General features: G+C 70.8%; 25 protein-coding genes. 15 read left to right on the forward strand and 10 right to left on the reverse strand.

Annotated features, from left to right (window positions below):
* Positions 1–116: 116 nt before the first annotated feature.
* Entirely contained in the window at positions 117–947 is an 831-nt protein-coding gene (locus ACTXG6_RS24595; protein WP_445181722.1) for an enoyl-CoA hydratase/isomerase family protein, read from the reverse strand.
* Between the two features lie 185 nt (positions 948–1,132).
* Between ACTXG6_RS24595 and ACTXG6_RS24600 the strand changes: the two genes are divergently transcribed.
* Genes ACTXG6_RS24600 through ACTXG6_RS24610 form a run of 3 tightly spaced genes read left to right on the forward strand, consistent with a single transcriptional unit; the run spans position 1,133 to position 5,002 of the window.
* Positions 1,133–2,281, forward strand: coding sequence for an acyl-CoA dehydrogenase family protein (locus tag ACTXG6_RS24600; RefSeq protein ID WP_445181723.1), 1,149 nt, complete (start codon positions 1,133–1,135; stop codon positions 2,279–2,281).
* Positions 2,281–3,381: an acyl-CoA dehydrogenase family protein gene (locus ACTXG6_RS24605; RefSeq protein WP_445181724.1), complete on the forward strand. Its 1,101-nt coding sequence runs from the start codon at positions 2,281–2,283 to the stop codon at positions 3,379–3,381. Before ACTXG6_RS24600 ends, ACTXG6_RS24605 begins: the two co-directional genes overlap by 1 nt.
* A 4-nt stretch (positions 3,382–3,385) precedes the next feature.
* Positions 3,386–5,002, forward strand: a complete 1,617-nt coding sequence (locus tag ACTXG6_RS24610; protein WP_445181725.1) for a long-chain-fatty-acid--CoA ligase — start codon at positions 3,386–3,388, stop codon at positions 5,000–5,002.
* Positions 5,003–5,018: 16 nt separating this feature from the next.
* On the opposite strand, the gene ACTXG6_RS24615 is transcribed toward ACTXG6_RS24610, so the two are convergent.
* A complete protein-coding gene (locus ACTXG6_RS24615) occupies positions 5,019–5,795 on the reverse strand; it encodes an SDR family NAD(P)-dependent oxidoreductase (RefSeq protein ID WP_445181726.1) in 777 nt (258 codons plus the stop codon).
* Between the two features lie 222 nt (positions 5,796–6,017).
* Between ACTXG6_RS24615 and ACTXG6_RS24620 the strand changes: the two genes are divergently transcribed.
* Positions 6,018–6,743, forward strand: a complete 726-nt coding sequence (locus ACTXG6_RS24620) for a hypothetical protein (RefSeq protein WP_445181727.1) — start codon at positions 6,018–6,020, stop codon at positions 6,741–6,743.
* Positions 6,744–6,755: 12 nt separating this feature from the next.
* Here the strand turns inward: ACTXG6_RS24620 and ACTXG6_RS24625 are convergent, their stop codons facing one another.
* Positions 6,756–7,157, reverse strand: coding sequence for a nuclear transport factor 2 family protein (locus ACTXG6_RS24625; RefSeq protein WP_445181728.1), 402 nt, complete (start codon positions 7,155–7,157; stop codon positions 6,756–6,758).
* Positions 7,158–7,193: 36 nt separating this feature from the next.
* Entirely contained in the window at positions 7,194–7,952 is a 759-nt protein-coding gene (locus tag ACTXG6_RS24630) for an SDR family NAD(P)-dependent oxidoreductase (RefSeq protein ID WP_445181729.1), read from the reverse strand.
* A gap of 198 nt (positions 7,953–8,150) precedes the next feature.
* On the opposite strand from ACTXG6_RS24630, the gene ACTXG6_RS24635 reads away from it, so the two are divergent.
* Complete coding sequence (locus ACTXG6_RS24635; protein WP_445181730.1) at positions 8,151–8,858, forward strand: hypothetical protein; 708 nt, start codon at positions 8,151–8,153, stop codon at positions 8,856–8,858.
* A 166-nt stretch (positions 8,859–9,024) separates the two neighbouring features.
* Here ACTXG6_RS24635 and ACTXG6_RS24640 read toward each other — a convergent pair whose 3' ends face one another.
* Entirely contained in the window at positions 9,025–10,377 is a 1,353-nt protein-coding gene (locus ACTXG6_RS24640; protein WP_445181731.1) for a protoporphyrinogen/coproporphyrinogen oxidase, read from the reverse strand.
* A gap of 80 nt (positions 10,378–10,457) precedes the next feature.
* Between ACTXG6_RS24640 and ACTXG6_RS24645 the strand changes: the two genes are divergently transcribed.
* The 4 genes from ACTXG6_RS24645 (at position 10,458) to ACTXG6_RS24660 (ending at position 14,975) form a co-directional block, all read left to right on the forward strand.
* Complete coding sequence (locus tag ACTXG6_RS24645) at positions 10,458–12,071, forward strand: PEP-utilizing enzyme (RefSeq protein WP_445181732.1); 1,614 nt, start codon at positions 10,458–10,460, stop codon at positions 12,069–12,071.
* On the forward strand, positions 12,068–13,072 hold the full coding sequence (locus tag ACTXG6_RS24650) for a DUF7064 domain-containing protein (RefSeq protein WP_445181733.1): 1,005 nt from the start codon (positions 12,068–12,070) through the stop codon (positions 13,070–13,072). The genes ACTXG6_RS24645 and ACTXG6_RS24650 overlap by 4 nt, the downstream gene beginning before the upstream one ends.
* Before the next feature lie 130 nt (positions 13,073–13,202).
* Positions 13,203–14,459 (forward strand): cytochrome P450, encoded by a 1,257-nt coding sequence (locus ACTXG6_RS24655; RefSeq protein ID WP_445181734.1) that lies wholly within the window; start codon positions 13,203–13,205, stop codon positions 14,457–14,459.
* Between the two features lie 78 nt (positions 14,460–14,537).
* Positions 14,538–14,975: an SRPBCC family protein gene (locus ACTXG6_RS24660; protein WP_445181735.1), complete on the forward strand. Its 438-nt coding sequence runs from the start codon at positions 14,538–14,540 to the stop codon at positions 14,973–14,975.
* A gap of 38 nt (positions 14,976–15,013) precedes the next feature.
* Here the strand turns inward: ACTXG6_RS24660 and ACTXG6_RS24665 are convergent, their stop codons facing one another.
* The 3 genes from ACTXG6_RS24665 to ACTXG6_RS24675 all read right to left on the reverse strand — a co-directional run bounded on the left by ACTXG6_RS24665 (position 15,014) and on the right by ACTXG6_RS24675 (position 19,312).
* Positions 15,014–16,657, reverse strand: coding sequence for a phytoene desaturase family protein (locus ACTXG6_RS24665; RefSeq protein WP_445181736.1), 1,644 nt, complete (start codon positions 16,655–16,657; stop codon positions 15,014–15,016).
* A 15-nt stretch (positions 16,658–16,672) separates the two neighbouring features.
* Complete coding sequence (locus tag ACTXG6_RS24670; RefSeq protein ID WP_445181737.1) at positions 16,673–17,554, reverse strand: hypothetical protein; 882 nt, start codon at positions 17,552–17,554, stop codon at positions 16,673–16,675.
* A 144-nt stretch (positions 17,555–17,698) separates the two neighbouring features.
* Entirely contained in the window at positions 17,699–19,312 is a 1,614-nt protein-coding gene (locus ACTXG6_RS24675; protein ID WP_445181738.1) for a PEP-utilizing enzyme, read from the reverse strand.
* Positions 19,313–19,478: 166 nt separating this feature from the next.
* On the opposite strand from ACTXG6_RS24675, the gene ACTXG6_RS24680 reads away from it, so the two are divergent.
* From ACTXG6_RS24680 to ACTXG6_RS24690, 3 genes are all read left to right on the forward strand, one after another.
* Positions 19,479–20,111: a TetR/AcrR family transcriptional regulator gene (locus ACTXG6_RS24680; protein WP_445181739.1), complete on the forward strand. Its 633-nt coding sequence runs from the start codon at positions 19,479–19,481 to the stop codon at positions 20,109–20,111.
* A 145-nt stretch (positions 20,112–20,256) separates the two neighbouring features.
* A complete protein-coding gene (locus ACTXG6_RS24685) occupies positions 20,257–20,826 on the forward strand; it encodes a hypothetical protein (RefSeq protein WP_445181740.1) in 570 nt (189 codons plus the stop codon).
* A 425-nt stretch (positions 20,827–21,251) separates the two neighbouring features.
* Entirely contained in the window at positions 21,252–22,109 is an 858-nt protein-coding gene (locus ACTXG6_RS24690; protein WP_445181741.1) for a hypothetical protein, read from the forward strand.
* 95 nt (positions 22,110–22,204) lie between these two features.
* On the opposite strand, the gene ACTXG6_RS24695 is transcribed toward ACTXG6_RS24690, so the two are convergent.
* Positions 22,205–22,900 carry a GntR family transcriptional regulator gene (locus ACTXG6_RS24695; RefSeq protein ID WP_445181742.1) on the reverse strand — a complete coding sequence of 232 codons (696 nt, stop codon included), beginning with the start codon at positions 22,898–22,900 and terminating at the stop codon, positions 22,205–22,207.
* 63 nt (positions 22,901–22,963) lie between these two features.
* Here ACTXG6_RS24695 and ACTXG6_RS24700 point away from each other — a divergent pair, with 63 nt between their 5' ends.
* A complete protein-coding gene (locus ACTXG6_RS24700; protein WP_445181743.1) occupies positions 22,964–23,350 on the forward strand; it encodes a hypothetical protein in 387 nt (128 codons plus the stop codon).
* Between the two features lie 6 nt (positions 23,351–23,356).
* Here ACTXG6_RS24700 and ACTXG6_RS24705 read toward each other — a convergent pair whose 3' ends face one another.
* Positions 23,357–24,238, reverse strand: a complete 882-nt coding sequence (locus tag ACTXG6_RS24705; protein ID WP_445181744.1) for a hypothetical protein — start codon at positions 24,236–24,238, stop codon at positions 23,357–23,359.
* Between the two features lie 279 nt (positions 24,239–24,517).
* On the opposite strand from ACTXG6_RS24705, the gene ACTXG6_RS24710 reads away from it, so the two are divergent.
* Both ACTXG6_RS24710 and ACTXG6_RS24715 read left to right on the forward strand, forming a co-directional pair.
* Positions 24,518–24,778 carry an SDR family oxidoreductase gene (locus tag ACTXG6_RS24710; RefSeq protein ID WP_445181745.1) on the forward strand — a complete coding sequence of 87 codons (261 nt, stop codon included), beginning with the start codon at positions 24,518–24,520 and terminating at the stop codon, positions 24,776–24,778.
* A complete protein-coding gene (locus ACTXG6_RS24715) occupies positions 24,775–26,496 on the forward strand; it encodes a PEP-utilizing enzyme (protein WP_445181746.1) in 1,722 nt (573 codons plus the stop codon). The genes ACTXG6_RS24710 and ACTXG6_RS24715 overlap by 4 nt, the downstream gene beginning before the upstream one ends.
* Positions 26,497–26,687: the final 191 nt, after the last annotated feature.

Below are 26,687 nucleotides of genomic sequence, written 5' to 3' on the forward strand. Positions count from 1 at the left end.
ACCGAGACCTGCCTGCCGGAGCCGAGTAACTGTCGCTTCCCCAAGTATCTACCGCTAGAGTATCCACGGAATAGGATAGTGACCAACTACTACTTAGTGCGAGCCCGGCCAGCGGGTCAGCGGCCGGTCCACCTGCCGGGGCGCTTCTCCTGGAACGCGGCTATCGCCTCCAGCATGTCCGCGCTGCCCATGGTGATCGCCTCGAGGTAGAAGCCCAGGTCCAGGACGTCGTCGGTGTGGCAGGACAGGTACTTGTTCAGCGCCCGCTTGGTCAGCTGGACAGCGAGCGGCGGCAGGTCGGCGAGCCGGGCGGCGAGCGCGAGCGCGGCGGGGCGGACCTCCGAGCGGTCCGCCACCAGGTCACTCACCAGGCCGAACTGGTGGGCCTCGGCGCCGGTGAGCGGGTCGCCGGTGAGCAGGTGGCGCTTCGCCCTGGCCAGCGGCATGTTCACCGGCCAGGCCACCGCGCCACCGTCGCCGGCGACCAGGCCCATCCGCACGTGCGTGTCGGCGATCTTCACGTCCGGCGCGGTGACCACCGCGTCGCTGAGCAGCACCACGGTGGCGCCGAGGCCGAAGGTGTCGCCGGCGAGCGCGACGACCAGCGGTTTGGGGAAGTCCGCCAGCGCGCGGAACAGCCGTCGGCCGTTGTCGAGCATGGCCATCCGGACCTGGATGTCCTTGGCCGCCGCGAGCATGATCTCGGTGTCGCCACCGGCCGAGAAGTACTTCCCGGTGGAGGACAGTACGACGGCCAGCACCCCGTCGTCCCGGGTCGCCTCCTCGATCGCGGCGATGAGCTCGTGGTGCAGGGCATCGTCGAAGCGGTTCAGCAGCTCCGGGCGGCTCAGCTGGATCTCCGCGACGGCGGCGTTGCCCTCGCTGTCGCGGTGCACGGTGAGGGTCTGGTAGGTCGGTCCGCCGGCGGCCGATCCGGTCGCGCTCATGACGCCCTCGATCTCTCGGGAGGAACTCGGGTGCTCGATAGTAGAGCTAGCGATGATCCTTCGGCGGCGACCATCGAAGAGCCTGGCCGACGGCACCACTTGAAAGATAGTACTTACTTCTAATATCGTGCCTGGACGGCCATCGTCGACCGCGGAGGTAACCAGGTGGTGCTCAGGTGACGGCGATGTCGGCGAACGACCGCGCCGAGCTCGAAGAGTTCCAACGGGGGTTCGGTCGGTGGCTCGACGAACACCGCGAGGACCTCGAGCCGCTGCGTTCGCTGCCCCCGGAACTGGACGCACAGTTCGCCGTGCAGCGGCGGCTGCAGCGCCAGCTCTACGACGCCGGCTGGCTGCGCCGCGGTTGGCCCGAGCAGATCGGCGGCCTCGGTGGTTCTGTGGTCGTCCGGGGTGCGCTCGCCGAGGGGCTGACCAGGCACGGTTACACGTTCCCGTTCGCGCTCGGCATGATCGAGGTGCTGGCGCCCTCGGTCACCCGGTTCGCGGCGCCGGAGCTGGCGGCCGAGATGTTCCCGCGGTTCCTGAGCGGGGACGAGCTGTGGTGCCAGGGGTTCTCCGAGCCGGAAGCGGGCAGTGACCTCGGTTCGCTGCGTACCCGGGCGGTCGACGAGGGCGAGCACTGGCGGGTCAACGGGCAGAAGATCTGGACCAGCTGGGCACAGTTCGCGCAGCGCTGCGTCCTGCTGGTGCGCACCGGGGAGCAGGCTGAGGGCTTCCGGGGCGTCACCGCGTTGTTCGTGGACATGGACTCGCCGGGCATCACGGTGCGCCCGCTGCGCGCCATGAGCGGCGACGAGGAGTTCTCCGAGCTGTTCTTCGACGACGTGCTGGTGCCGAAGTCACGGACCGTCGGGGCGGTCGGCGCCGGTGTCGCGGTGACCATGGCGGTGCTGGAGAACGAACGTGGTGTGCTGGCCTGGCAACGCCAGACCTGGCTGCACCAACGGCTGCGGGCGCTGGTGGCCGAGCACCGGCTGGAGCAGTCCTCGGCGGGCCGGATCGGGGAGGTCTACGCCTCGCTCTACGCGCTGAAGTTGCGGTCCAGGGACACCTTCCGCGCTGTGGTGGCCGGGCAGGTCATCGGGCCCCGGTCCTCGGTGGACAAGATCCTGCTGAGCACCGGGGAGAAGGCGGTGTTCGACGCCGTCTTCGATCTGCTGCCCGACCACACGCTGTTCGACGACGAGCCGGGCGCCCGCCAATGGCGCCACGAGCACGCGTACTCGCGGGCGTCCTCGATCTACGGGGGGACCGCCGAGGTGCAGCGCAACATCCTGGCCGAGCGGATCCTGTCGCTGCCCAGGGAGCGTTGATGACCGTCCGCGAGCGAGCTGCCGAGTCGGTGCCCGATCAGGCCCCCGAATCGGCACCGGGCGCCGAGGACCTCAAGCTGTTCCAGGAGAGCATGGCCAAGGTGCTGGCCGGCGCCGAAGGCCCGGAGCTGGTGTCCTCGCTGGAGGAGCAGGGCTGGTTCGAGCTGTGGGACGAACAGCCCAGGGCGGCCGCCAGGGCACTGTTCGGGCAACAGGGGCGGCTCGCCCGGACCTCGCCCGTGCTGACCCTGCTGATGGGCGCGAGCGTCGCGGGCCCGACCGGGTCGATCAGCGCTGAGTCGGTCAGCGCTGGGTCGGTCGGCGCTGGTTCGATCAGCGGGGTGGTGCCGGTGTTGCTGCCCGGGCCCGCGGCGTTCTCCGACAGCGCGTTCTCCGACGGCGGCTGGGCGGTCGCCGGGCCGGACGGCACCGTCCGCGCGCTGGCCCAGTCCGCGGCGCTGGATGTCGGCCGTGCCGCGGTGCTCCCGGTCCGGGACGGCGACGGCCTTTCCCTGGTGGAGCTGGCGACCGGGACGTTGCGCCGGACCCCGGTCGAGGGCCTGGACCCCGCGCTGGGCCTGTGCCGGGTGGACGCGACCGTCCGCGCCGGGACACCCGTGCTCATCGGCGCGGAGGCGGAGTGGGCCTGGCGGCGATCGGTCGCGCTGGGTCGGCGACTGCTGGCCGAGGAGATGTGCGGGGTGGTCGCCGAGCAGCTTCGGCTGGCGCTCGGGCACGCGGGCTCGCGCACCCAGTTCGGCCGGCCGATCGGCTCGTTCCAGGCGGTGAAGCACAAGCTGGCCGAGGTGCACGTGGCGCTGACCGTCGCTGAGCTGGCCGCCGAGGAAGCCTGGGCGCAGCCCGCCGCGACGTCCTCGCTGTTGGCCGCGCTGCTCGGCGCGACCGCAGTCGAGACCGCCAACCTGCACTGCCAGCAGGTGCTCGGCGGGATCGGCTTCACCTGGGAGCACCCGTTCCACCGCTACGCCCGCCGCGGTCGGGTGCTGGCCGCGGTGCTCGGCTCGCGCGCCCAGCTGGCCCGCGAGCTGGGCGGTCAGATCGTCGACTCGGGCGAGTTGCCGGTGCTGGCCGAGCTCTGACGCCGTGGCTGGGCCCGGGGACGGGTACAAGTCCGACCGAGTGGAGACCTCGATGGGCCAGCACGACCAGCACGGCCAGCGCAACCAGCACGGCCCGCGCAACATCGCCGACCTCCTCGACCGCTGGCTCGAGCGCGCGCCCGACCGTGAGGTGGTCCGTTTCGGGGACCGGTCGTGGACCTGGGCGCAGTGGGTCGACCGGGTCCGCCGTAACGCCGGCGCCCAGGTGGCTGCCGGCCTGCGACCAGGGGACCGGGTCGCCTTCCTGGACAAGAACCACCCGGCATCCCTGGAGACGACCATGGCGTGCGCGTTGGCCGGCACGGTGAGCGCACTGCCCAACTTCCGGCTGGCCGCCGAGGAGATCGCCTACCTGCTCAACGACGCGAAGGCCCGGGTCCTGCTCGTCGGGGCGGAGTTCGCCCCGCTCGTGGCGGGCATTCGGGACCAGCTCGGACACCTGGAGCGGGTGATCGTCGTCGGCGGCGTGGACGACGAGTACGAGGCCTGGCTGGCCGGGGCGCAACCGCTTGCGCGGCGGCATCCCGCCGAGCCGGACGACTGTTTCCTGCAGCTCTACACGTCCGGCACCACCGGCCGCCCGAAGGGCGCGATGCTCACCCACCGCGGCGTGCTCGCGCACTCGGTGAACGGAGCCGGCTACTTCGGCGTCGACGAGACCAGCACGGCCCAGGTGGCGATGCCGCTCTACCACGTCGGCGGAACGAACTGGGCGCTGATCGCGCTGAACGCCGGTGGCGCCGTGGTGATCGACCGGGACGTGGTGCCGGCCGCGGTCGCCGACGAGCTGGAGACCGCCGGTGTCACGCACACCTTCCTGGTGCCCGCGGTGCTGGCGTTGCTGCTCGCCCTGCCGGACCTCGGCAACCGGGACTTCTCCGCCCTGCGGTGCGTGTCCTACGGCTCCTCGCCGATCCCCGCGCCGGTGCTGCGGGCCTGCCTGGCGACCCTGAAGGCGGACTTCCTCGGGCTCTACGGCATGACCGAGACGAGCGGCATCCTCACCGCGCTGCCCAAGGAGGCGCACCGCGACACCGCCAACGAGCACCGGCTGCTCTCCGTCGGGCGCCCGATGCCCGGCGTCGCGCTCATCGTGGTCGATCCGGCGACCGGCGACCCGGTACCGATGGGGGACAGCGGCGAGGTCTGGGTGCGCGGCGAGCAGGTCATGTCCGGCTACTTCGGCAGACCTGAGCAGACCGCCGACGCATTGCGGGCGGACGGCTGGTTCCGCACCGGCGACGCGGGCCGGCTGGACGGCGAGGGGTATCTGTACCTGACCGACCGGGTCAAAGACATGATCATCAGTGGCGGCGAGAACATCTACCCGGCCGAGATCGAGCGCGTGCTGGTGGAACACCCGGCCGTCGCCGAGGTCGCGGTGATCGGGGTCCCGCACCCGAAATGGGGCGAGACACCCAAGGCGGTCGTCGTCGCGGCGGCCGGGCACCCGGTGGACGAACCCGGCCTGATCGAGTACTGCCGGGAGCGGCTGGCCCGGTTCAAGTGCCCGACCTCGGTGGAGCAGGTCGACGAGCTGCCGCGCAACCCCACCGGCAAGGTGCTCAAGACCGAGCTCCGCCGCGTCTTCCCCGGCTGAGCAGCGGCGCACGCGCTCAGACCTGGGCCCCACCGTCGACGGCGAGACTCTGCCCGCTCACGAACGCGGCCTGCCGCGAGCACAGGAACAGCACCGCCCAGCCGATGTCCTCGGCCGTGCCGAAGCGCCGCAGCGGGATCACCTCGTTGCGGATCTTGTCGCGCTGGCGCTCGTCGAGCTTGCCCTGGAGCGCCTCGCGGCCCAGCCCGGCGTCGATCCAGCCCGGCCCCACGCAGTTGGCGCGGATGCCGAACCGGCCGGACTCCTTGGCCACCCCCCGGACCAGCATCTCGATCGCCGCCTTCGGCGCCGCGGACAGGATGTCCCCGCTGGGCACCCGCTCGACCGCCGACGTCGTCACCGCCACCAGGTTGCCGCCGTCCTGCGCACGGAAGGCCCGCACCGCGCTCTGGATCAGGTGGAACGCGCCGTTGACGTCCGAGTCCAGCACCCGGTGCCAGTCCTGCTCCGGGATGGCGCCGATGAAGTTGAAGTCGAACGACGGACCGGCCGCGTAGACCACCTGCCCGAGCCGTTCGTAGCGGGCGCGCACGTCGGTGACCAGCGCCTCGACCTCCTCCGCGCGGGTGAGATCGCACCGCTGTGCCTCGCAGCGCCCACCGGCGCCCTCGATCTCCGAGCGGATGGCGGCCGCCCCCGCCTCGTTGCGGTGGTAGGTCAGGACCACGGGCACGCCGGCGGACGCGAACAGCCGGGCGATGCCGGCCCCGATCCCGCCGCTGCCACCGGCCACCAGCGCGGCGCCCGGTTCGAAGCTCAGGCTCGCCGTCACCCGAGGACCCGGGTGCTGATGGCGGTCCGGCTGCTGGCGTCGCTGCCCATCGGCGATCCCCTCCAAGTGCTGGTGTGATCCAGTGCACTGAGACTAGTCTATGGGGTATGCACTCACTCGTTGAGTGCGAACGGTGCGCCCGGATCCATCCGCTCGGGAGGCGACGATGTACGACCCGGCCGTCCCGATGCGCGCCGCGCTCGCGGTGGAGGTGGGTGGCTGATGTACCAGCCGGCGGAGGTCCTGCGGTACGTCTCGGACCACGCGGTCCTCGTCGTGCTGCTCGGCGGCATCACGCTGCTGTGCAACTTCGTCTACTTCGGTGAGGCCGCCCGGCTGGGTTTCCGGGACCGCTGCGCGCCGATGGCGCTCTGGGGTACCGCGATCTTCCTGGCGCACGACGGCAACTACCTGCTCGACTACGGCAAGTGGTTCAACACCTACGACCACTGGTTCCCGAAACTGTTCTGGGTCGCGCTCTGCGTCACGTTCACCTTCGAGCTCGTCTTCTTCAGCCAGATCGTCCGGTTCGGCAGGGCGGAGTTCGCGCCGGCGCTCTCGCAGCGGATGTGGACGCTGTACTGCGTCGGCGCCGTCGCCGCCGGCGTGATCGGCTGGGCCATCGTCAAGCGGGTGCTCGACGACGATCTCTACCTGGTGAGCTTCATGGTGACGATCCTGCTCTGCGGCCCGTCCAGCATGCCGATCATGATGCGCCGCGGCACCCGGCGGGGGTTCTCGCCGCTCGAGTTCGGCGCGTTCACCGTGATGGCGCTCGGGTTCGCGGTGACCACCCAGCTGTTCAGCGCCAGCTTCCACAACCTGATCTGGATCGTGCTCAGCGCGGCGGCCGTGGGCTACGGGCTCGTGATGATCCGCACCGTGGTCGCGCTGCCGCCGTACCGACCGACCGAGGTGAGTGCGCCGGCGATGTCCCTGCTCGACTAAGGGGCCGCCGGGTCAGGGGGCCAGACCGGCGATCAGTGCGAGCGGGTCGAAGAACTCCTTGGTCTCGACGATCTTGCCGCCGCGCACCCGGCAGAGGTTGACGTAGGTGTTCGCGTAGGGCCTGCCGTTGGCGAAGACGCCCTCCGAGGTGTACTCGGCGACAACCAGCTCGGGGTCGGCCTCGGCGCGCACGTCCAGGGTCGGGAACCGGATCTCCTTCCAGAGACCGGCGGCGACCGGCCCGAAGAACTCGGCGAACGCCTTCTTGCCCTCGACCCGCTTCGGCATCCCCTCCGGTGCGACCGGCAGTTCCAGCACCACGTCCTCGTCGAGCTCGGCGAACATCGCCTCGGGATCGAGCCGCCGCAGCGCCTCCAGGTACCTGCGCACGACCGCCACGGAGCCGTTCGTCATCTGTTCTCCCTCGTTGTGAGCACAGGGTGGGCGAGACTACTTCGGAGCCATCCGGATCGCCCCGTCCAGCCGGATCGTCTCACCGTTGATCATCGGGTTGCCGACAACGAAGGCCACGCAGTCGGCGAACTCCGCCGGATGGCCCATCCGGCTGGGGTGCGGCACCTGCTGGGCCAGTGAGCGCTGCGCGGCCTCGGGCAACCCGAGCAGCAGCGGGGTCTCGAACATGCCGGGGGCGATACTGACCACCCGGACCGCGTGCGCGGCGAACTCGCGGGCGATCGGCAGCGTCATGCCGGCGATGCCCGCCTTCGACGCGGTGTAGGCGGCCTGGCCGATCTGGCCGTCGAAGGCCGCGACGGACGACGTGCACACCACCACGCCTCGGTCCCCGTCCACCGGCTCGTTGCCGATCATCGCCTCGGCGGCCAGCCGGATGACGTTGAACGTGCCGATCAGGTTGACCGAGAGCGTGCGGCTGAACCTGTCCAGCGCCGATGCCGCGCCGGAGCGGTCGAGCACCTTCGTCGCGTCCGGGACGCCCGCGCAGTTCACGACCACGCGCAGCGGGCCGAGCTCGGTCGCGGCGGCCACCGCCGTGCGGACGTCGGCCTCCGAGGTGACGTCGGTCGGCGCGAACACCGCCCCGAGCTTCTCCGCGACGGCCGCTCCGTCGGACCCGGGCAGGTCGCAGATCACCACCTGCGCGCCGTCGTCGACCAGTCGCTCCGCTTTGGCCCTGCCGAGGCCGGAGGCCCCGCCGGTGACCAGGCCGACCGATCCGGTGAGCCTCACTCAGACATCCCAGACATCCCGCCGCCGACCGGGGGTGCCGACCCGGTGATGTGTCGTGCGTCGTGCCGCGGGATCACCTGGCTGCCTCGTCTCCTCGGGCCGTCCACATAACCATATGGAGTTTGATTTGCGGACACAAACCTAACGTTGTTCGAGCCGCGGTGTACGGTCGCCGAACGTCAGGGGAGGGGTCGGTCCGTGGTATCCACCGGGCTCGTTCGGGGCTACGAGGCGCTGTCGGCGCTGTTGGTGATCGCCGGTCTCGGCTACGTCGTCCGGCGCCGCAATCCGCTCTACGCCGGGCTGTACCTGGGGTCGGCGGTGGGTGGCGGCGTCTTCGAGTGGATCTTCGACACGCGCTGGTACTTCAACCTGACCTCGGACCCACGGCTGGTGCCACTGTGGCGGATCGAGGGCGTGCCGGCCCCGCTCGCCATGGTGTTCTTCTACACGTTCTTCTTCGGGATCCCGCTGATCCTGCTGCTCGAGCACTCCGCCGCGCTGTTCGACCGCTTCGGCCGGGCCGGCTTCTTCGCCCTGCTGGCCGTCGGCGCCGCGGTGGGGGTGCTGGCGTTCGAGGGCTTCAACACCTCGGTGATGGGGGTGTACGCCTACCACCAGGCCCCGCGTTTCCTGCTGCTCGGGATGCCCTGGTCCAACCTGTGGTTCAGCCCGCTGATCTTCTGCTTCGCGTTCTGGGCGGCGCTGCGCTCCCGGGACGTGCTCGACGTGGTGGCGGCCGCCGGTACCCCGGACACACCGGCCGGCACCCGCGCCGCCCGCCCGGCCACCGCGGTTGCGCTCGGCTCCGCCGTGCTGGTTACGGCCTACTTCGCCGCCGCCACCCTGAACGGTGTCTGGTACGCGCTTGCCCGCCCGTGGCTGGAGAGCGGCCGCCCGTTCTAGCTCGCGCGCCCGCCAGCGCGCCGGGCGCGCGGTGCGGGCCACCTGTTGTTACCGAGCTGCACAGGAGGCAGGTTGCAAGCGCCGAAGACCTGCCTGGTGTGCAGCTCGGTAACAACAGGCCGGTCGGCCGCACGCAGCCGCGCGCCCGCGTGCCCGGGCGGCCCGCTCAGTGCAGGTGCAGCGTGTTGATCAGTCGTTCGGCGGCCTGTGCGCCGGCGGCCACGCTGGCGTTCACGCTGGTCTGCGCGTGGTAGTCCCCGGCCAGCTGGATCCGGGCGGCCGGGTCGGTGTGGGCGTGGAAGTCGACCAGACCGGCGTAGGTGCCGACCTCGCTGGCCACCAGCGCGGGCCGCCAGCGGGACACCACGGACGCCCGCACGTCGTCGGCCCAGCCGGGCAGCAGCCGGTTGATGGTCGCCCTGGTGACGGCGACGATCTCCTCGTCGGTGTCGCCGAGGTGACGTTCGCTCCAGCTGCTCATCCAGTAGGCGGTGAGCACCCCGGCGCCGGCCGGTGCCCGGTGTGCCCCGAGGTTGTGCCCGAGGCCGACCACGGCGAGGTCGGGCTCGATGTCGCGGGGGATCAGCACCATCGACGCGGTCTCGGCGGGCGCCGGCGCCACCCCGAGCGAGACGACCACCGAGGTGGAGTACCGGAGGTTCTCCAGGTACTTGCGCCGCACCGGGTCCAGCTCCGGGTGGATCGTTAGAGTCGGCTCGGCCGGCAGGGCCAGGACGGCGGCGTCGAACCGCTCGAGCTGGGTACCGCGCGCGTCGCTCCAGTGCACCTCGACGCCGTCCTCGGTCTCGTCGACCCGGTCCACCACCGCGCCGAGTGACACGTCCAGGTGCTGGGCAGCGCGCTGCAGGAAGAACCCGACGCCCTCCGAGTGGGTCAGGATGTGCCCGGCGAGCAACAGGCTGCGGCACGCCGCGAACAGGTCGACCACCGAGCTCTGCTCCGGCTCGACAAGCAGCAGCGCGCGGGTGATCGGCTCGAGCAGGTTGTCGCGGACCGAGTCGGGGTAGTGCCGGGTGCAGTAGTCGTGCATGGTCTCGACGTCGAACCGGGCGGCGGTGCCGAGGTCGTGGTAGTTGATCGAGCGGAACATCCGGCCGAGGTCGAGGCCAAGGCGCCACAGCGACGCCTTGTCCTTCGCCGGGATGTGCCGGGCGGACAGGAACGACAACGGGTTGCGCCGGGCGATCCGGTGCACCGCGCCGTCGCGCAGCGCGCCGATCACCGCGCCGCGCAGCTCGATCTCGTGCCGGACACCGAGCGCGTCGAGCAGCCGAAGCAGGTCGGCGTAGGTCGACGGCAGCGCGCCCGCGCTGATGTCGAACCGGAACCCGTCCCGCTCGACCGTCCGGCAGCGCCCACCGACCTGCTCGCCGGCCTCCAGTACCCGCACGTGCGCGCCGGCCCGGCGCAGCCAGAACGCGGCCGAGATGCCGGCCGCGCCCGCACCGACGACGGCGACCCGGCGCCCGGCAACGATCGAGCTCTCGGTTCCCGACATCGTGCTGCTCCTTCGCCGACAAACCATACGCTGCTAGGATAGTGCCGCCGGACCGAGCTGATCCAGCACCGGAGGGACTGATGTCGCAGGATCCGCTGAACCAGGTCGGCGGCGCGCGGACGTTCTGGACGACGGTCAACGCGACCGAGGCGATTCCGGGCGCGACGACCCCGCTGACCTGGAGTTTCTACTCCGACGCCACCGAGCTGGCGCTGCGTGGCACGTTCGCCGAGATCGGCACGCTGCCCCGGTCGGAGGTCACTGGGGCGACCGTGCCGGCCGATCCGGACGGTCGCTTCATCGGCATCTTCTTCGGCCATCCGGCCGCCAATATGAACGTGTTCCGGCGGATGGCCGATCTGACGCCAGGTGGCTCCGGCGATGCGCTCGAGGAGCAGTTCTTCGGCACGAAGCGCTCCGACATCGCGCCGATCCGGTCCCGGCGGCGCTACCCGGTGGTCGCGGCCCGGATGCCGGTGGCGGCCTGGCGGGCACCCGGGCGGATCCGGGCCGGGCACGACGAGGCTGACGCCTGGTGGCGCGAGGTGGTGTCCGCGCCGGTCACCCCGGAGCTGGCCCGCGAGCTGCTGCCGGCGGCCGCCGACCGCTACCGCGCGGTGCTGCACTGGCACGGCGTGGGCACCATGTTCACCCAGGGCCTGTTCGACCAGCTCACCAGGTTGGCGGCCGGGGCGGGGCGGCCCGGTGCCGAGTTGGAGCTGGTGGGTGGCCTGGATGATCTTGCCGAGTCCGCTGTGCTGGACGACCTCTGGGCGGTCTCCCGCGGTCGGCTGAGCCTGGCCGAGGTGGTGCGCCGGCACGGCTGCCACGGGCGCAACGCGGGGGAGCTGTCCACCCGGTCGTGGCGGGAGGACCCGGACCAGGCCCGCGCCGCGGTCGAGCAGTACCGCGACAGGCCCGACGAGACGGCGCCGCGCGTCGCCGTCGCCCTCAGCGCCGACCGCGCGGCGGCGGCCCGTGCGGAGTTCCTTGCAGGGCTACGGCCGGTCACGCGCGCCAAGGCCGGTTTGCTGTTGCGCCTGGTGCGCCGGTTCATGCCGCTGCGGGAGGTGGGGCGGGGTGGCCTGCTGCGGGCGCTGGATGCCGGCCGCCTGGCCGCGCGGTGCCTCGGCGCAGAGCTGCACCGGACGGGGGCGCTGGCCGACCCGGCGGACGTCTTCTTCCTGACCATCCCGGAGCTGGTCGGCCCGCTGCCGGCCGACGTGGGCCAGCTGGTGGCGCTGCGCCGCAAGCAGCACGCGGAGTACGCGCTGCTCGAGCTGCCGGACGCCTGGCTGGGCACCCCGGAACCCCGCACCGCGGACGTCAGCACCGCAGGCACCGGTACCGCGGGCCCCGGTGCCTCGCTGTCCGGGGTGGCGGCCAGCCCGGGCTCGGCCACCGGGACCGCCCGGGTCGTGGACGATCCCGACGAGGTCGACCTCGAACCCGGCGAGATCCTGGTCTGCCACACCACCGACCCCAGCTGGGCGTCGTTGATGAGCCTGGCCGCCGGCCTGGTCATCGACGTGGGCGGCCCGTTGAGCCACGGCGCGATCGTCGCCAGGGAGCTCGGCGTGCCTTGTGTGATCGGTACCCGCAACGGGACCCGCGTGATCCGTACCGGCGACACCGTGCAGGTGGACGGCTCGACCGGCGTGGTGCACCTGCCCGACACCGGAAGGACGACATGACCGCGAGCCCGTCCGTCGACAGCCTGAGCCCCACGAACCCGGCCGACGAACTGCCCCACCCGACCCGGCCGGACACCCCGCTCTGGAGCGAGAACTACGCGTGGGTCGGCTACGACCCGGCCGCCCAGGTGGGCTTCATGGCGCACCTCGGCCGCACCCCGTTCGACCAGGAGCTGTGGCGCGGCACCGCGGTCGCCTTCCTGCCGGGCGAGGAGCTGCTGATCGCCAAGACGGTCGGCCGCCCGCCCACCCCGGAGCAGGCCGGCAACGGCTCGATGCTGCTGACCTGCCGCGAGCCGTTCGTGAACTGGCACCTCGGCTTCGAGGGTGCGGGCCGGCGCACCAGCCGCGCGGCGGTGGCCAGCCAGCTGGTGCCGGACACGGAGCTCGACCTGCTGCGGTTCGACCTCGAGTTCGCCGCGCTGTCGCCGGTGTGGGACCTCGGCGCGGCGATGGGGAACCAGGACTGGGGGCACGCGCACCACGAGCAGGCCGGGCGCTACCGGGGCACCGTGACCGCCGGCTCGCAGCGCCACGCCATCGACTGCACCGGGTTCCGGGACCACACGACCGGTCCCCGCGACTTCGGCCACCTCCGCCGGACGTTCTGGGCGCACGGGGAGTTCCCGTCCGGTCGGGTCTTCTGCGTACTGCGCATCTGGGACCCGTCCGACACCGCGTCGCTGAACCAGGGCTTCATCTACGACGGCGAGAAGCTGATCCCTGCGGTACCCACCGAGCTGCCCACGCTGACCAGCCCGGACGGCTCGCCGCACCGGTTCACCGTGCACGCCGACGCGCCGGGCGCCATCGAGATCACCGGCGAGGTCGTGCACTCCACCGCGTTCATGATGAGCGAGCCCAACGACCTGGCCGTCGGCACCGACCACGGCCACCCGGGCACCAAGGTGATCGTCGAGGCGCCCACCCGCTACGAGTGGGACGGCGAGGTCGGCTGGGGCTGGGTGGAGCGCAGCCGGGTGCTCGGGGAGATCAGCTGAGCGGTCACCTGGGCGATCGCGCCATCACGGGCCGCTCCGCTTGTCATACCAAACACCGTTAGATATCGTCGGGACGGATGGTCCGCCGCGGCCAGACCCGCCGCTCGAGCCGCTCGATCCGGGAGTAGTCGTGGAAGATTTCGACCATCACACCGAGTATTTCGCGCAGCACTGGCGGCAGACCTACGCCGACCTGAGGCAGCGGTGCCCGGTCGCGCACAGCGAGCGGCATGACGGGTTCTTCGTGGTCACCCGGTACGCCGACGTGAAGCGGGTGCTGCAGGATCCGGCGACCTTCGCCTGCGGGCGAGACCTGGAGTTCGACGACCACCGCACCGGCGGGGTCACCGTGCCGGTCAACCCGGTGCGGATGGGCTTCATGGAGATGGACCCGCCCGACTCGCAGGCCTACCGGCGGGTGCTCGCGGCCCGGTTCACCGGCAAGGCGATCAAGGACTACCAGCCCCGGCTGGCCGAGATCGTCACCTGGGCGGTCGACCGGGTGATCGAGTCAGGTCAGCTCGACTTCGTCGACGACCTGTCGAACCCGTTGCCCGCGCTGGTCTCGCTGGACTACTTCGGGCTGCCGCTGGACAGGTGGGAGGAGTACGCCACCGCGCTGCACAAGGCGGCCTACCGGGAGAAGGGCTCGGCCCGTGCGGTCGGGGTGGTGCTGCGGGACCTGCGTGGTGTCGTCGAGCGGCGACGGGCCACCGTGTCCGAGGATGATGACGACATCGTGAGCCGGCTGTTGACCGTCGAGGTCAACGGGGCGCGGATGGACGACGAGATGGTCACCGAGCTGCTGTTCATGCTGCTCAACGGCGGTATCGACACCTCGACGGCGCTCATCGCCGCCATGTTCGGCTACCTCGGCGACAACCCGGACCGGCGCGCCGAGCTGGCGCGGGACCCGTCGAAGATCCCCACCGCGGTGGACGAGATGCTGCGGTACTTCACCCCGGGCACCGGCGTCGCGCGCACCGTGCTGGAACCGGTCGAGCTCGGCGGCCGGCAGCTGCAACCCGGGGACCGCGTCCTGCTCGCGCTCGGCTCGGCGAACAACGATGCCGAGATGTTCCCGGAGCCGGACGAGATCCGCCTCGACCGGGACAACAACAGCAAGCACCTCGCGTTCGGCTACGGCATCCACCGCTGCCTCGGTGCGTTCCTGGCGCCCGCCGAGATGACGGTGCTGCTCGGGGAGGTGCTGCGCCGGATGCCGGACTACGTGATCGACTCCGGCGCCGTGGTCAGCTACCCGACGATCCCGCTGGTCAACGGCTACATCGCGATGCCGGCCAGGTTCACCCCCGGCGAGCGGGTGCTCAGCGGCTTCGACGATCACCTGCCGGTCCGCCGGGAGGCGGCGGCGACAGCGGGCTGACCGTGGCAATCTGAAACGCGGCAAGCTGACGGGGCAAGCTGAACGCGGCGGCCGAGAGCGACGAGTGGGGGAGCGACCGTGAGCCTGGCTTACGTCAGTTCGACTGTGGACGCCGACCTGGCAGCCGTGTGGTCGGTACTGGGCGACTTCCACGGCATGTCCACCTGGATCGGGCGCATCGAGAAGTCCGAGCCGGAGGGCGGCGAGGGCCGAGGTGCGGTCGGCTCGGTGCGCCGCCTGACGCTGACCGGCGAGCTCCGGGTCCGCGAGCGCCTGGTGCACTACGACGAGCCCGGCCACCAGTACTCCTACGAGTTCGATGGCGAGGTCAGCCCGTTCCCGGTCGCGTTCTACCGGGGGACCGTGCACCTGCTGCCGATCACCGAGACGGGCTCGACCTTCATCGAGTGGTATGGCGAGTACGACTGTGAGACCGCGCTGGTCGAGCAGCTGCGGGCGACGTTCACCGCCATCTACACCGAGTTCATCGCCGACCTGCGCAAGACGCTGAGCTGAGGGGCCCCGGCCGGCGGTGAGCCGGCCGGAGCACCTGGTCAGCCGCGGCCCAGGCCGGCCCGCGCCCGGGCCTCGTGCAGCGCGCTCCTGGCCTTGCCCTGCTTGTCCTGCCGCCGGAAGAACTTGATCATCGTGTCCGCCGCGTTCTTGCCGGGCAGGCCGTTGATCCCGGCGATGGGGTGGGTGCCGGAGCCGCTCAGGAACAGTCCGGGCACCGGGGTCCGGTAGCCGGCGAGCCCCGGTGCCGGCCGGCGTGGGCCGAACCGGGTGATGATCGGGTCGACGTGGTAGACGTTGCCGTCGATGGCGGAGAAGCGCTCGGCGATGTCCGGCTGAGCCAGCGGGCGGCGGGCCACCTCGAACTTGTCGATGCCGTTGTAGTAGTGCGCGCTGTCCCGGATGACGGTCTCGGTGATCTCGTCGCGGGCCTTGTCCCAGCCGATCCGGGGGTCGGCCGGGGTGAGGCCGGTCCAGAACCAGAACATGTCGCACCCCGGGGGCGCCATCGACTCGTCGAAGGAGGTCGGCGCGATGGCCAGGCCCGGCACGTGCTCGGGCACGTCGCCCCGGGCGCACGCCCGCGCGGCGTCCAGGGTCTGCTGGTAGTCGTGGTAGGAGTTGCACGGCAGCCGCAGGTCCAGCCCGTCACCGCGCCACTTCTCGTGCAGCGGCATGGTGATCTTGCCACTGAGCGCGAGGTTGAGCTTGTAGTCGCTGATGCCGCGGCCCTTGGTCGGGATGTGGTCGACCCGGTTCTGCAGCTTGTCCGACAGCACCCCCTTGGGCAGCAGGTACGTCAGCACCGACGCGGGGCTGAACGCGGTCAGCACCCCCCGGCGGGCGTAGATCTCCTCGCCGCCCTTGACCCGGACCCCGGTGACCCGGCCGTTCTCCACGATCAGCTGCTCGACGGGGGAGCTGGTCCGCACCCGGCCGCCGTGCTCCTCCAGGCACTGGATCAGCGCCTTCGGGAACGACCCGGTGCCACCCTCGAACATCGCCACGCCGTACTTGGAGAGCACCCCGAGGTAGATCAGCGCCCAGCCGCCGAGGTCGGCGTTGAACGGCATGAACGGCAGCCCGATCATCAGCGCGGCCTTGATGACATCGCTCTCGAAGTACTCGTCCAGCGCCTCGGCATGCGAGGAGGTGGCCCAGTGAGCGATCGCGGACAGCTCGCGCCGGCCCTTCAGCGCGGCCTTCGCCGTCTTGAACACCGCCGACAGCGCCGGCCGGGTCGGGTGGGTCTGCATCAGCGGCAACCCGACGGCGACGGCCGCGTCGATCACCCGGTACAGATCCAGCAGTGCGTCGGCGTCGTGCGGGGAGAAGTGCTTGAGCTCCCCGGCGGTGCGCCGGGGGTCACGCCAGAGCGCCAGTGACGAGCCGTCGTAGTTCAGCTGCACGTGCGCGGGGTCGATCACCCGTTGCTTCAGGCCGTACCTCGAGCCGAGCTTGAGGTCCTTGTCGATCGTCGTGGTGCGGAACAGCGAGGCCTGCAACGAGGCCTCGTTGATCAGGTACTCCGGTGCCTCCGGTTCCATCGGGTTCGTCGAGGTCATCCCGCCGGGCGTCCGGTAGGCCTCGACCACGAGCACGTCGAGCCCGGCCTTGGCCAGGTAGGCGGCCGCCACCAGCCCGTTGTGGCCGGCACCGACCACCACCACATCCGCTGCACGCATCTGCTCGCCCATGTCTCAGGCCGATGTCGAGGCGAGGTCGTCCGACGTCGGCCGGACGGCGATCCTGTTGTCCATCCGCTGGCGGGCGCTGGTGGTGAGGACCCGGTAGATGAACATGCGGCCGAAGTTCCAGTTGTGCGTCGCCTCCGGGACGGCCGCGAAGGAGCCCAGGAAACGCACCAGGCCGTAACAGAGCGCCATCGTGATCGTGGTGGCGACCCACCTGGTCCACACCGGCAGGTTGGCGTTCTGCGCCAGGATGTGCACCCACCCGGTGGTGAAGTAGGCCATCATCATGCCCATCGGTGAGATGCCCAGCAGCCACAGCTTCTTGATGCCCTGCAGCCGGGGAACCAGGAACCAGAGCATGAAGCCGATCGTGAAGAACGACGCCCCGTTGATGAAGCCCCACCAGTAGGGGAACTTGAACAGCGTGTACGGCTGCAGGCCGTAGTACTCGTAGATGTTCAGGTTGAGCCCGACGGTCTCCATGATGGCGTCGGTGAGACCGCCGACGGCCCACACCATGACGCACTGGTTGACCGTGATGCCCTTCTTGAGCATGTAGTAGCAGAAGTACGACTCGAGTCCGAGGAACGCGGCATAGCACGGCGGGATCAGCCACGGGACGTCGATGCCGAAGTTGGTGAACGCGGTCGGCAGATTGTTGGCCCACCGCAGGTGACCCAGCAGGTCCAGCATCGGCTCCGACAGGGAGCACAGGAAGCCGCTGCCGATGACGATCAGCGGGATCCAGTTCCCCTTCTTGACGCCGGCATAGACCGCCCAGGGCAGCGCGGCCAGGACGGCGGCCGCCCCGGCGAAGAAGAAGAACACCCAGATCGCCCAGATCGGCGCCCCGAAGGGCGGCGGACTCGGCAGGATGTGTGGCGGCATCGAGAACCTCCTCGAGCATCGTGGATCGCGGCGGCACCTAACCAAACAGTGTTTTTACGGTATCATCAATTAATTGGCTGTCAAGACTTCTGGCAGGTCAGCTGGGGTGACGGTGGGTTGCGCTGGGTTAGCGAGGGCCGGGTGTCAGCTCAGGACCTCGACGGTCCCACGGTCGCCGTCCACCCGGATCCGCTGCCCGTCGCGGATGCGGTTGCTGCCGTCCTCGGTGCCACAGACACACGGGATGCCGAGCTCCCTGGCCACGATCGGGCCGTGGCTGAGCAGGCCGCCGAAGTCGGTGACCACGCCGCCGGCGACCAGGAACAGGGACACCCAGCCGGGGTCGGTGGTCTCGCAGACCAGGATGTCGCCGTCGTCCAGCTCGGTGTTGGCCGGGTCGCGGACCACCCGGGCCCGGCCCTCCGCCACGCCGCCACTGGCCGCGACGCCGGTGACCACCAGCCCGGCCACCGCGTCCCGGGTGGCGTCGCCGGCGGCCTCGCTGACCTCGGGAACCCCCGCCCACGCCTTCGGCAGCCGCAGCTGCTGCCGCTCCTGGTAGCGCGCGCGACGCTCGGCCACCACCTCACGCTGGTCGCCGGTCGGGTGGCCGCGCAGGTCGTCGTAGTGCAGGTGGAAGACGTCGTTCGGCTCGGCGATGACGCCGCGGGCCACCAGGTGCTCGCCGAGGCGGCGGGCGGCCGCCCTGGCCACGTCGAAGGTGAGCAGGTAGCCGGCCTTGCCCTGCTCGCGCAGCGCGAGGAACCGGGCTGTCAGGTTGGTCAGTACGCCGACCGGTCGCCGGCGCAGCGGCGAGATGCGCGCGGTGAGCTCGGTGGCGGCGGCGCGCCGCACCCGCTCCTGCTCGGCGCCGCGCCGGCGCGGGGCGCGGGGGCTGTCCGCCGGGATCGCCCGGTAGTCCGCGAGCCGGGCCAGCACGGGCGCGGGGTCCTCCCGCCACGAGACGCCGGAGAGCTGGCCCTCGTTCGGGCCGTGGTACCCGTGCCGGTCCAGGAACTCGCCGAGCGCGAGCTCGTCGTGGGCGAGTGCCCACAGGTCGTGGGCGACCTCGTTCTCGTCCGACCCGACCCCGGAGAGCAGCTTCGCCTCCAGCCCCGCCAGCTCGGCGCCGGCGACCGTCGCCGTCAGGCGCTCGGCGAGGCCCGAGCTGGCGAACGCCACGATCATGTGCTCGGTCATGATCGACTCGAACCGCGCCCTGGCGTCGGCCAGCAACGCGAGGCAGCCGTCCTCGTCGAGTCCCGGCACCACGCGCAGTCGCGCCAGGCGCCAGGCGCGGAGCTGGGCGAACATCGCGTCGTGCCGTTTCGGCAGCGTGCCCAGCGTCCATGGGGCCTTCACCGCGATCACCGGGTAGCGCCGGTACGAGTTCCGGTCCACGGTCGTCGGGCGGACGTAGCCGAACAGCTGCTTCTCCACCGCGGTCGCCGAGGTCCCCGGGGTGAGCCCGGCGATGCGGCGGAACTGGTCGATGTTCCCCGCGCCCCGCCCGGAGAAGACGGTCCAGAACTGGTCCTCGATCCGCGTCGGCAGGCTCACCCGTCCGGCGGGGTACACGCCGAGACGTTGGAAGGTCCGCCGGAACGCGAACTCCATCGGCCGGTGGACGTAGCTGAAGCCGAGGGTGGTGAACACGCCGGGGAAGGCCTCGGCGACGTTGCCGGTCGTCCAGGTCACCTCGGGATCGCACGCGGCGTTGTCCAGGAAGTCCGGCACCGGTTGGGTGGGCGTCGTCATCTGTCTCCTCGCCGGCTCGGGACGGCATAAACCAAATGCTGTATGATTACAGGCGCCGTGCGAGGTCCTGGGGGCGGCTTGACGGCCAGTGGGCGGCGTGCTTAATTAACGCGCAGGTAATTTCTTACGTACAGCCCTGTTTGTCAAGCCAGGGAGCGGTGAGCGGGTGACGGAGGCAGGGGCGGCCGGCCGGCGGCGTCGGGGCAGGCCGAGGGGGTCGGACGGAGCGAGCACCCAGGAGCGGATCCTGCAGGCCGCCCGGGAGCTGTTCAGCGAGGCCGGGTACGAACGGACCAGCCTCACCGAGATCGCGGAGCGCGCCGGCCTGACCCGGCCGGCGATCAACTACTACTTCGTCAGCAAGGAAGACCTCTACGGCGCGCTCTTCGAGTCCACCCGGGACGGCGTGGTCGCATCCGGGGTGAAGAAGGCGGTGGACGCGGACTCGCTGTCCACCCGGTTGGCCGCCTTCCTGGAGGCGGCGACCCAGGTCGACTCGCGGGACCGGTCCTACGCACGGTTCATCGCCTCCTCGCTGCTCGACGCGTTCCGCCACCCGGAGCTGCGGGACCAGGCGCAGAGCCAGCTGGACGATGTGCGCGGGTTCGTCGAGCAGGCGCTGCGGGCGGCGATCGAGGACGGCGAGATCCGGGCCGACACCGATGTCGCGTCGGTGACCGAGATGCTGATCGCGGTGATGTGGGGGATGGGCCTCTACGCCGGTTTCGTCGGCACCCACGACCAGCTCGAAGCGGTGGTGGAGCAGTTCACCAGGCTTCTCGAGGGCACCCTGTGGTGAGCACGGGGCACTGAAACAGCGCGGCGGCAGCGCGGGTATCAGCGTCCCATCAGCAACCCGGGGCGCCGGTCCAGATCTGCCGCCACTGTCCCGGCTACCTTGATCGGGCTCGTCGCGGATTCGAGGGTTTCTGGAGGGTGTGCGGATGGTGGCAACCGGGCTCGGACGGCGTAGCTGGGCACTGCTTCTCGGGGTCGTGCTGATAGCCCTTGTCGCGGTGACGGGGTGCGGTCCGTCCTCGTCGAACTCGGCGGCGGCCTCCAGCTCCCCGAGTGCGTCGGCGGTGGCGGGCGCGGCGTGCCAGCAGGTCGGCTCGGTGAGCTTCGACAAGACGAAGTTCGTGCTGCACGCCGGGCTGGCCTTCGGCGCCTTCCACCACTGGATCTACGCACCGTTCAAGGCGGGCAACCTGCACGGGTTCGGCGCGCTGGCCAAGGCCGGTCTGGCCGGGCTGTTCACGGTGCACGAGCTCAAGCTGGCCAAGGCCGACGCGGAGTCGTCGCCGACGCTGTGTCACCTGGCCGCCCCGTTCGACAAGGCGAGCGCGGCGATCAGCAGCTCGATCAGCAAGATCAAGAGCGGTAAGGCGACCAACGGGGACATCGAGGGCCTGGACAACGATGTCAACGCGGTGCAGAGCGGCGCACAGTCCGACGGGGTGCCGGCGCCCGACCAGGTGCCGAGCGACTCGCAGCTCGCCTCCGGCGGGAGCTGACCGCCTCGACAGCCGCGGCGGGTGGGGTTTGCCCCCACCGTGAAGTGGGGTTCGGCCCGGCGGGTTGTCGGGTCTGGCCGATCGATCATCGGCTGCGTTTCGCCCAGTGTTGTGGCCAGGCCACCCACCGGAAGGAACCTCCAGCCATGTCGACTTCGCCGCCCTTCGGACCAGCGCCGCAACTGCCACCGGGTTCGTACGGGCCGGGGTCACAGGGCTACCCGCCCGAGGGGAGTCCGCGGCAGGCGTATCCGCAGCGGGGCTATTCCCAGCAGGTGTATTCCCAACAGGGTTATTCACAACCGGGTCCTCCACAGCAGGGGTATCCACAGCCGGGACATCCGCAGCCGGGGTATTCGCAGCCGGGGTATTCGCAGCCGGGGTTCGCGCCGTATCCCGGTCATGGCCAGGGTCAGCGGCCCCCGGTGGAGGACCCGTTGGTGCCGGTCGACCTCGGCGGCTGGTTCAAGCGGGTGTTCGGCGTGGTGCGCCGCAGCTTCGGCCGGGTGCTGCTGCTGCAGGGGGTGGTGCTGCTGGCCGCCGGTGTGATCGAGCTGGTGACGGTGCAGAACGTGATCAGCAACCTGGCGGGCTCGGTGTCCGCACTCGGAGAGGCGGGCGCGCTCGACCAGACCGGCGACCCGAGCCAGTTGAGCCCGGCGATCGTCGGTGCGTTCGCATCACTGTTCTCTCCGGTCACGGTGATCGCCTGGCTGGCGTTCATGGTCATCGCGGTGTTCGCCCAGGCGGCGTCGTGGTATGTGGTGGTCGGTGACGCGGCCGGTGAGCGGACGTCCATCAGCGCCGCGCTGCGACTGTCGGCCCGCCGCGTCCTGCCGCTGCTCGGGTGGGGGCTGCTCGCCAACCTGATCGCCGCCGCCGGCTTCGTACTGCTGATCGTGCCGGGGATCTACCTGATGATCGTCTTCGGTTCGACGCTGGTCGGCGTGGTCGTGGTGGAGCGCCGCGGCATCGGGCGCTGCTTCGCCCTGCTCAAGGGACGCTTCTGGGCCACCACCGGGCGGCTGCTCCTGGCGTGGGTGATCCTCGGCGGCTACTCGGTGATCGTGAGCATCGTCGTGACTCCGGTCGTGGTCGGCCTTGCGTCGAACGGCATCGACCTGACCACCGGCATCGTGATGGCGATGCTGGTCAACCTGGTGCTCTCGATCCCGGCCGGCGTCGCCATGGTCGCCGTGGTCGTGGTGACCTACGCCGAGCTGCGGGGACACGAACGGCCCGGGGTCTCCACGCCGACGCTGGCCGCCGAGCTGGCGCGCTGACCTATCTATCTTCCTACCTACCCACCAACCGGCCGGTGCCGTCGCTCGACCACGAGCGACGGCACCGGCCGGAAGGTCGCGAACGCCGACGGGCCTCAGCCCGGCGGCCCGGATGCGACGTCGAATCCCCAGAACGAGCGCATGACGAAGTCGGTTGCGGCGCGCACGGCGTCCATGGTGACCTGGCGGGCGCCCTCGCGGGTGCCGTTGGTGAACTCGTCGATCAGCCCGGCGTGCCAGTTGGTGCCGATATCGGTGTAGCCCGGGACGGACGCGGAGAAGTCCGGGAAGTACCGCAGCGTCGTCCTCAGCATGAACGCGAGGCCAGGGGACCGGGCCGCGGTCTCGAGTGCGCTGTAGACGGCGAGGTTCGCCTCCAGCATCTGCTCACCGCTGTGGCGGCGGAGGCCGACCAGGAAGTCGCTGTGCAGCACCTTGAGGGTGGTCAGCAGCGACTCGTCGCGCTGGTCCCAGGCGCGGGCCGTCATCTCACTGATGAGCATCCCGTGCGTCCAGTAGATGTCCTGGATGCGTTCTCGCGTCGAGTCCGCCACGGTGAACGACCGGCTGGTGAGCGCGTCGACGAATCCCTCGGCCACCAGGCGCAGCAGCGCCTCCCGCACCGGCATGGTGCTGACGCCGAGCATGTCGGCCAGTTCCGCCTGGGTGACCCGCCGGCCCGGTTCCAGCTCGCGGGACAGCACCATCCGGCGCAGCGTGTCGGCGACCTGGTCCGCCTTGGAGCTGTGCTGGAGTCGCACCGAGTGTGGAGCATTGCGGAGCGGCGGCATCGCGATATCCTATCGGCAATCTTGCAAGATCGACGTTGACCTTGACCAAAGGAGTTGGACACGTTGCCACTCACCGGTAGGCGGGCCGCGACGACGCTCGCCGTGGTTCGGGGCGTCGGTGCGCCGGGCTGGTTCGTGCCCACACTGACCTGCAAACTTCTGGGTCTGCCGCGCAACAGCGAGCAGACCAGGGACTACTGGTTCCGGCTCTTCGTCTCTCGTGATGTCGCGCTGGCCGGCTGGCTGATGGCCACCGAGGCGGGGTCCGAACAGCGCCGGCTCGCCCTGCGTACCGGTATCGCGGTCGATGTGGCCGACGCGGCTGCCTGGGTGCTCGCGGTCCGGCGCGGCGAACTGCCCAGGCTGGGCGCGGTCGCGCTGGCCGCACTGCACGTGGGGGCGATCGCGCTCGGCGCGCTGGCGCTGCGCGACGATCCGGCCACCGGCTGACCAGGGTCAGTACAGCTGGCGGACGACGCCGTGCTGGTGCGTGCCGGTGCCCTTGCCCCAGGGGCTGCTGACCAGGGTGAACTCGTCGTAGGAGCTCATCGTCGGGCCGACCCGCTCATGTCCCATCGGCACCCAGAAGCCGCCGATCCGGTCCTCCGAGCGGATCTGCCAGCTCGTTCCGGCCTCGGTGGTGAAACGGCCGGCGGCGGCCAGTCCCTCGGCGTCCCTGGTCACCTCGATACCGGTGATCAGCTCGGGTTCGGTGCCGATGGCGCCGAGCACGAACCCGTCCGCCGCCAGCCGGCCGTCCGGGTACCGGAACTTCATCGCCGTGACGGCGCGGTCGTCGAAGATGGCCAGAAATGCGACGTACTCGGTCCAGTTCGCGGACTCATCGCGATATCCCCACGTGCGGTCGCGCCAGCCGACGCCGTCCACGAGGACCTGCTCGCCGTCCAGCACGAACCGCCCGTGCACGCGGGCCGGCTGCTGGAAGTGTTGCAACGGTTCGCCCTCGACCATCGCCGGGACCAGGCCGCCCGTGCTGTAGTCGGCGAGGCCGAACAGCGGGGTGCCGCTGAACGAGCCGGACACCCTCGGGCTGTCGACCGTGATGTCACCGTCGAGGTCGAAATTGATCGATTCGCTGGTGAAGGTCTCTGAACTGGGTGTTTCCATCACCCGGAGTCGGCGGCCCCGAACGTTGATCTCGAACCGGGTGCTGCTGGACGGTGCGTTCGGCGACGTCGCCACGTGGGCGCAGCCGTAGACCTCCCGCTCGACGTCCCAGAAGCTGAGGAAGGCGCTGTCCTTCCACGGCGGGCGGCCCTCCGGTACCGGCGGATGGATCGGTTCGGCCAGCGGTCCCCAGGTGTCCCGGTCAGTCATCGTCGGTCCCTTCCGAGCGGGTTATGTGCCGCTTGACACGCTACCTGCGACCCGTGAAACTTCCGATATGGTATCGCAGATTCAACGGTTGGTCGGCAGGACAACGATCGTCACCGGCTCCACGAAGGGCTTCGGCCATGCGATGGCACGGCGCTTCGCGGCCGAGGGTGCCGTCGATGCCCGGCTACTCCACCTGCAAGGGCGCGATGGGGCACTGACCCGGCAGATGGCCTGCGACTACGGGCCGAAGGGCATCCGGGTCAACACGATGATCTGCGGGTGCTGGCCGACGGGCTGGCCGCCGCGGTCGAGTCGCACCCGGTCGCCGGTCCGCTGATGGCCGAGGCCCAGCTGACCCGGTACGGCACCCTCGACGATATCGCTGGGATGGCCACCTACCTGGCCAGCGACGAGTCGGGCTTCGTCAACGGCGCTGAGCTGCGCATCGACGGCGGCTGGACCTCGTCCGCCCGCTTCCCCAACCTCGTCGACCTGGTGTTCGCCGACCTCGCCGCGTCGGCCGCGCCGCGGCGGTCGTGAAGGGCAGGCGCCGCCGAGCCCTCGGGTGGGGGGCCGAGATCGGCGGTGGCGCCCCGCGCGCGTCGATGCACATGGACAGTGGCCCGGACGTCATGTGGACCACGCGCAACTTCGGCGAGGCGATCCCGGGGGTGCAGACACCGCTCGGGCTGACGTTCTGGGTGGAGACCTCCGACGTCACGCTGGTGCGGACCACCTCGGACATCGGCGCGGTCGCGGCGAGCAGAGCCAACCCGTCCGGGACCGCCGACGAACGGTTCATGGGGATGTTCTACGGGCGGATGGCCGGCAACATCAGCAGGTTCCGTGACCTCGCCGACCGGATGCCCGGCAGCTCCGGCGACTCGTTCGAGGAGCAGATCTTCGGCATGGTGCGCTCCGGTGAGCGGAACCGGCCCCGCCGCGCCCGCTACCCGATCACCGCGGTGAAGATGCCGTACGCGGCCTGGCGGTCCTCGCGGGCACAGCGCAGGGACCGGGTGGAGCTGGACCGCTGGTGGACGGCCGTGGTCGCCGATCCGCCCACCGGCCTGGACGCCGCGCGGGCGCTGTTCGACGAGGCCTGCCGCCGGTTCCAGCCGGTCATCGGCGCCCACGGGCTGATCACGATGATGGCCCAGGGCTGCTACGAGCAGGTGAGCAGGCTGGCGACGCTGGCCGGGATGCCCGGCGCGGAGGCGGAGCTGATCACCGGGTACGGCGGCCTCGAGGAGACCCTGCTGCTCAGCGATCTGTGGCGGGTGGGCCGGGAGGGCGCCTCGCTCGAGGAGTTCGTGCGCCGGCACGGGTCGCACGGCTCCTCCTCCGGTGACCTGTCCCGACCGTCCTGGCGGGAGGACCGGGGGCAGGTCGAGTCGCTGCTCGAGGCGTACCGGAGCCTGCCCGAGTCCGAGCGGCCGGAGCAGCGCCAGCGCCGGCAGGTCGAGTCGCGCCGCTCGACCGAGCTGCGGCTGCTCGCCGGGCTGCCGAGGTGGCGCCGCCCGCTCGCCAGGGCCGCGCTCAAGGGCGCCGCGTACTTCGTGCCGCTGCGCGAGACCGGTAAGACGGCGTACATCCAGGCCATCGACGTGGCGCGCCTCGGTGCCCGGGTCGCCGGGCGCGAGCTCGCCCGCGCCGGTGTCATCGAGGCCGCCGACGACGTCTTCTTCCTCACCAGGGCCGAGCTGGCCGGGACGTTGCCGACCGACGCCGCGGCGGTGATCGAGGCGCGCAAGCAGTTCTACCGCGAGTGCCAGCTGGTCCGGCTGCCGGACTACTGGAAGGGCGTGCCCGAGCCGCTGCCGCTCGAAGTACCGGCGGAACACCGGGACGGGCCGGTCACTCTGCGCGGTATCGGGGTGGCGCCCGGCGTCGTGGTCGGCACCGCCCGGGTGGTGCGGGACAGCGAGGAGGACCAGCTCCAACCGGGGGAGATCCTGGTCTGCGAGACCACCAACCCGAGCTGGGTCACGCTGTTCCTCGTCGCCGAAGCAATGGTGATCGACATCGGCGGGGTGATCAGCCACGGGGCGATCGCGGCACGTGAGCTGGGTATCCCGTGCGTGATCAACACCCGGGACGGCACCCGGCTGCTGCGCACCGGTGACCTGATCAGGGTCGACGGGAGCACCGGAATGGTCACCGTGCTCGACCGGGCTGTCACGCGCGAACCGGTCGTGGCCGAAACCGTCGTGGCCGAAACGGTCAGCGAACCCGAGCAGCGGGAGGCCATCTCATGAACGAGCTCACGAACGAGTACGGGATAGTCCTGCCGGCCATGCTGGGTTCGCTGCACCGGCTTGCCGACCTCCTTCTCGGGGCACCAGCCCAGTGACCCGCCAGCCTGTGCCCGGCCCCCTTTCCTCGACGGGACCGGGTGAGCCATGATGACGTCCGTCGCCCAGCCGATCATCCGGGCCGGTCATCGGGC

This window comes from Pseudonocardia sp. Cha107L01, assembly GCF_052566575.1.

Bases quoted from the DNA above. Each gene is read 5' to 3' on its own strand.
- ACTXG6_RS24595 (WP_445181722.1), bottom strand. From the start codon at position 947: ATGAGCGCGACCGGATCGGCCGCCGGCGGACCGACCTACCAGACCCTC.
- ACTXG6_RS24600 (WP_445181723.1), top strand. From the start codon at position 1,133: ATGTCGGCGAACGACCGCGCCGAGCTCGAAGAGTTCCAACGGGGGTTC.
- ACTXG6_RS24605 (WP_445181724.1), top strand. From the start codon at position 2,281: ATGACCGTCCGCGAGCGAGCTGCCGAGTCGGTGCCCGATCAGGCCCCC.
- ACTXG6_RS24620 (WP_445181727.1), top strand. From the start codon at position 6,018: ATGTACCAGCCGGCGGAGGTCCTGCGGTACGTCTCGGACCACGCGGTC.
- ACTXG6_RS24625 (WP_445181728.1), bottom strand. From the start codon at position 7,157: ATGACGAACGGCTCCGTGGCGGTCGTGCGCAGGTACCTGGAGGCGCTG.
- ACTXG6_RS24640 (WP_445181731.1), bottom strand. From the start codon at position 10,377: ATGTCGGGAACCGAGAGCTCGATCGTTGCCGGGCGCCGGGTCGCCGTC.
- ACTXG6_RS24645 (WP_445181732.1), top strand. From the start codon at position 10,458: ATGTCGCAGGATCCGCTGAACCAGGTCGGCGGCGCGCGGACGTTCTGG.
- ACTXG6_RS24650 (WP_445181733.1), top strand. From the start codon at position 12,068: ATGACCGCGAGCCCGTCCGTCGACAGCCTGAGCCCCACGAACCCGGCC.
- ACTXG6_RS24665 (WP_445181736.1), bottom strand. From the start codon at position 16,657: ATGCGTGCAGCGGATGTGGTGGTGGTCGGTGCCGGCCACAACGGGCTG.
- ACTXG6_RS24670 (WP_445181737.1), bottom strand. From the start codon at position 17,554: ATGCCGCCACACATCCTGCCGAGTCCGCCGCCCTTCGGGGCGCCGATC.
- ACTXG6_RS24675 (WP_445181738.1), bottom strand. From the start codon at position 19,312: ATGACGACGCCCACCCAACCGGTGCCGGACTTCCTGGACAACGCCGCG.
- ACTXG6_RS24685 (WP_445181740.1), top strand. From the start codon at position 20,257: ATGGTGGCAACCGGGCTCGGACGGCGTAGCTGGGCACTGCTTCTCGGG.
- ACTXG6_RS24695 (WP_445181742.1), bottom strand. From the start codon at position 22,900: ATGCCGCCGCTCCGCAATGCTCCACACTCGGTGCGACTCCAGCACAGC.
- ACTXG6_RS24705 (WP_445181744.1), bottom strand. From the start codon at position 24,238: ATGACTGACCGGGACACCTGGGGACCGCTGGCCGAACCGATCCATCCG.